Genomic DNA, 4,542 nt, shown 5'->3' with positions numbered 1-4,542 from the left:
AAGCACGGCAAGCGCTGGGAGACCGTCTTCGCCGCCGTCATCACCGGCGTCGTCGGGTTCCTCCTGGCCAGGCTGGGCCTGTGAGAGGGGGGAGCCGCCATGCCAAGCAGCCTCCTGGCCGCCGACACCGGCTTCCCCCAGCTCACCGGGGAGCAGTCTGCCGACGAGAAGTTCAACCTCATCACCAACTACCTCTATATGCTCCTGGAGCAGCTGCGCTACGCCCTGTCCAACCTGGGGCGGGAGAACTTCAACGACGCCGCTTTTGACCAAATCGCCGGCATCATCACCGACCCCATCTCTATCCACCTGGAGGATGTGGAGGGGCATGTGGCCGACCTCTCCCTGACGGCGGAGCGCCTGAGCATCCGCATGAGCGACGCCGAGGGAAATCTCTCGGTGCTCCAGCAGACCGCCTCCAGCCTGAGCATCCGCATCTCCGACGCCGAGGGAAACCTCTCGGTGCTCCAGCAGACCGCCTCCAGCCTCACCAGCCGGATCTCCAGCGCCGAGGGCAATGTCTCCCTCCTCCAGCAGACCGCCGCCAGCCTTTCCAGTACCATCCAAAGCGCCCAGGGGGATATCTCCATGCTTCAGCAGACCGCCGCCAGCCTCACCAGCCGCATTTCCAGCGCCGAGGGCAATGTCTCCACCCTTCGGCAGACGGCCCAGTCCCTCAGCACCCAGATCAGCAGCACCCAGGGGGACCTCTCCCGGCTGACCCAGACGGTGAACGGCTTCACCCTGGAGGTCCGCAACGGCGACACCGCCAGTACCATCCAGCTCAAGTCGGGCAGCGCCCTCATCGCCAGCCAGACCATCCAAATGAGCGGCCTGGTGACCTTCACCGGCCTGGCCCAGGGCGCCACCACCATCAACGGGGCCTGTATTAAAACCGGCCTCATCGACGCCGGACGGCTCAACCTCACCGGAGCCATTACCTTCGGGGACCTGAGCACAGCCGTCCAGAACGACATCGAAAATGCCATATACACCGCCAATGCCGCCCAGTCCTCCATTGACCGCTGGAGCTACAGCGGCACCACCTACATCGACGGCAGCCGCATCATGACCGGCACCGTATCCGCCTCTACTTTGGAGGGCGGAGAGATTCGCCTGCTTGACAGATCCGGGCAGCCAGTAGGGTTGATTGAGTTATCCGCCGCTTCCTCCTACGGCGGCCAAAAGGTGGTTTTGAGAAGCGGCGCCATTGAGCTCAACTCCATGGCCGGAGATGTCTATATCCGCAGCGGCTCCTACGGGACCTATCTCCAGCTCAAGGACGATGTTTTTGTTGGAAATGGGGACCTGGCCCCCCACAGCAGCGGGGCCCAGTCCTGCGGCACCAGCGCCCGGCGGTGGTCGGAGGTCTATACCGCCTCCTCGGACATCACCACCTCCGACCGGAACCGCAAGCACGACATCCGCTACGACCTGTCCCCCTACGACGCCCTCTTCGGGACCCTGAGGCCCTGCGCCTTCCAGTATAACAACGGCAGGAGCGGCCGGACCCACCTGGGCCTCATCGCCCAGGACGTGGAGCAGGCCCTGGAGGCGGCGGGCCTCACCAGCCTGGACTTCGCCGGGTTCGTCAAAAGCCCCGATGAGGAGACGGACGGCGGGTACGTCTACTCCCTGCGCTATGAGGAGTTTATCCCCTTGTGCATCCATCAAATTCAGCGCCTGGACCAGCGGGTCCGGGCCTTGGAGGGAAGCTTATGAACGAGATCAGAGAGAATCTGGAGGCGGCCTACAGCCTCCTCGCCCGGCTCCAGGCCAGCGGGGAGGCCCTGGACGTGGTCGCCGCCGTCCGCACCGCCCTCCGGGCGGCCCTGGGGGCCCTGGAAAAGGCCCAAAAAGAGAGGGGGGAGTAGTCCATGGCGGGACTCCCCCCTCTGGTCTGCGGCAGCGGGCTTCGGAAGTCCACCCAGGTCCGGTTCGGAGGCTACCAGCACAGCCCCGCCGCCCAGGACGGGGAGCTGTGGGACATGGAAAACCTCTCCTCCGACGGCTATCCCCTCCTGACCCCCCGGCGGCCCCGGTGGAAGGCGGGGTCCCTGGCCAAGCCCAACGGCCTCTACGCCAAGGACGAGCTCTACTGGGTGGACGGCACGGGGTTCTATGCCGGCGGGGTCCGGCGGGGGACCGTCAGCGACAGCCGGAAGCAGTTCGCCAGCCTGGGGGCCTATCTCATCCTCCTGCCGGACAAGGTCTATTACAACCGGCTGACCCAGGAATTTGGCAGCCTGGAGGCCGGCTGGAGCGGGACCGCCGCCTTCCGGGACGGGACCTATGCCGGGGCGGAGGCCCAGGGCAACACCATCTACGCCGCCGGGGCCAACTGGGCCGGCCGCTTCCGCGCCGGGGACGCCGTGACCATCGCCGGAGCCTCCGCCGAAGGCAACAACCAGACCATCATCATCCGGGAGATCCACGGGGATGAACTGCGGTTCTATGAGAACTCCTTCACCCCGGCGGAGAACCAGCGGCTGACGGTCTCCCGGGACATGCCGGACCTGGACTTTCTCTGCGAGAACGAGAACCGGCTGTGGGGCTGCAAGGGGGACACCATCTATGCCTCCAAGCTGGGGGACCCCTTCAACTGGAACGTCTTCGACGGCCTCTCCACGGACGCCTACGCGGCGGATGTGGGCAGCGCCGGGGACTTCACCGCCTGCTGCTCCTACCTGGGCTACCCCTGCTTCTTCAAGGAGGAGCACATCTACAAGGTCTACGGCGACCGGCCCTCCAACTTCCAGGTCATGGGCAGCGCCTCCCTGGGGGTGGAGAAGGGGAGCCACCAGTCCCTGGCCATCGCCGGGGAGACGTTGTACTACCTCTCCCGGGCGGGGGTCACAGCCTACAACGGGGGCATCCCCCGGAGCGTGGCCGACGCCTTCGGCGGCGTCCGCTACCACAGCGCCGTGGGGGGCAGCGACGGGGTGAAGTATTATGTCTCCATGGCCGACGGGGAGAACCGCTTTCACCTCTTCGTCTACGACACCAGGTACGGCCTCTGGCACCGGGAGGACGCCCTGGAGGCCGTGGGCTTCGGGTGGAACGGGGCCCTCTATTTCCTCTCCGCCGCCGGGCCCCTGTGGTGCGGCGGCGGCGCCCGGACGGTCCCGGAGGGGGCCGTCTCCGAGGGCGCGGTGGACAGCATGGCCGAGTTTGCCGACTTTACCCAGGGGAGCCCGGACAAGAAGGGGGCGGGGAAGCTCCAGCTCCGGGTGGAGCTGGAGGCGGGGGCCGCCCTGGCGGTGGATATCCAGTTTGACTCCGACGGGGTCTGGCGGAGGGTGGACGCGCTGTCCGCCACCCAAAAGCGGAGCTTCCTCCTGCCCATCGTCCCCCGGCGGTGCGACCACTGCCGCCTCCGCCTCACCGGCGCGGGCATGTGGCGGGTCTATGCCCTGTCCCAGTCGTCCCGCGCCGGAAGCGCCCTCAAAAGCCGCCCCGGGCGGCAGTGAGAAAGGAGAACGAGATGGCACGATACACCTATGACCAGTTCCAAAAGAGCGCCCAGGACAGCGGGCTTTTGGGGGAGTTCTCCCAGGCCGACCTCCAGATGGCCCGGCAGAACCCGGACTTTGGGATGTCCATCCTGAAGTACAAGCAGGACTACCACAACGCCGCCACCGATGAGGAGCGGGCCCTGGCCAACCGGAACGCCGAGAACCTGCGCTCCTCCTGGGGCAGCTACACCGGCGGGGCCGACGGGGGCTCCTTCACCATGGACCTGATGTCCCCCGGACACTTCCAGTATGGTCAGGCCGCCCCCACCTACGAAAATCCCTACGCCGGGGACGTCTCCAGCCTCTGGCAGCAGCAGCAGAACTATGGGGACTTCTCCTACCAGGACGCCCCAACCTACCAGGACCGCTACGCCGGGGACATCGCCGGCCTCTGGCAGCAGCAGCAGAACTATGGGGATTTCTCCTACCAGGACGCCCCCACCTACCAAAACCGCTACGACGAGACCATCCAGGACCTCATCGCCGGGATTCTCCAGCGGCCGGACTTCTCCTACAGCCCCGAGACCGACCCCCTCTACCAGCAGTACCGCAAGCAGTACAACCGGGAGGGCCAGCGGGCCGCAGAGGATGCCCTGGGGGCGGCGGCGGCGGCCTCCGGCGGAATTCCCTCCTCCTACGCCGCCGCCGCGGCGGGCCAGGCGGGGAACTACTACGCCGCCCAGCTCGCCGACAAAATCCCGGAGCTCTACCAGCTGGCCTACAACCAGTATCTCAACGACTACGACATGCAGCTCTCCGACCTGGGGGTGGTCCAGGGGGCGGAACAGAGCGACTATGACAAGTTCCTCAACACCCTCAGTCAGTACAACGCCGACCGGAATCTGGCCTATGACCAGTGGCAGACCGGCTACGACCGGCTCAGCAACAATTTGCAGACCGCCCTGGGGCTCCAGGATGCGGACTTCAACCGCTATCTGGCCGCCCTGGACCAGTACAACGCCGACCGGAATCTGGCCTATGACCAGTGGCAGACCGGCTACGACCGGCTCAGCAACAATTTGCAGAC

Annotated in this window: 3 protein-coding genes and 1 pseudogene; all 4 read left to right on the top strand. The window is 66.2% G+C overall.

Going from position 1 to position 4,542, the window contains the following annotated elements; genetic code table 11:
* Positions 1 to 99 precede the first annotated feature (99 nt).
* On the top strand, positions 100 to 1,722 hold the full coding sequence (locus Q0K09_RS10340; protein ID WP_294475961.1) for a gp58-like family protein: 1,623 nt from the start codon (positions 100 to 102) through the stop codon (positions 1,720 to 1,722).
* Positions 1,719 to 1,874 carry a hypothetical protein gene (locus Q0K09_RS10335; RefSeq protein ID WP_294475958.1) on the top strand — a complete coding sequence of 52 codons (156 nt, stop codon included), beginning with the start codon at positions 1,719 to 1,721 and terminating at the stop codon, positions 1,872 to 1,874. The genes Q0K09_RS10340 and Q0K09_RS10335 overlap by 4 nt, the downstream gene beginning before the upstream one ends.
* A 3-nt stretch (positions 1,875 to 1,877) precedes the next feature.
* Positions 1,878 to 3,470, top strand: a complete 1,593-nt coding sequence (locus tag Q0K09_RS10330) for a hypothetical protein (protein ID WP_294475956.1) — start codon at positions 1,878 to 1,880, stop codon at positions 3,468 to 3,470.
* 14 nt (positions 3,471 to 3,484) lie between these two features.
* A pseudogene (locus Q0K09_RS10325) lies at positions 3,485 to 4,542 on the top strand (hypothetical protein); the annotation flags it as partial.

The sequence above is a fragment of the uncultured Intestinimonas sp. genome (assembly GCF_944387725.1).
GTDB lineage: Bacteria > Bacillota > Clostridia > Oscillospirales > Oscillospiraceae > Intestinimonas.
Note: the sequence above shows the minus strand (reverse complement) of the source record. Positions and strands in the feature narration are given on the sequence as shown.

What these genes read in the sequence shown, in the direction of transcription:
- Q0K09_RS10340 (WP_294475961.1), top strand. Translation starts at nt 100, where the DNA reads ATGCCAAGCAGCCTCCTGGCCGCCGACACCGGCTTCCCCCAGCTCACC.
- Q0K09_RS10335 (WP_294475958.1), top strand. Translation starts at nt 1,719, where the DNA reads ATGAACGAGATCAGAGAGAATCTGGAGGCGGCCTACAGCCTCCTCGCC.
- Q0K09_RS10330 (WP_294475956.1), top strand. Translation starts at nt 1,878, where the DNA reads ATGGCGGGACTCCCCCCTCTGGTCTGCGGCAGCGGGCTTCGGAAGTCC.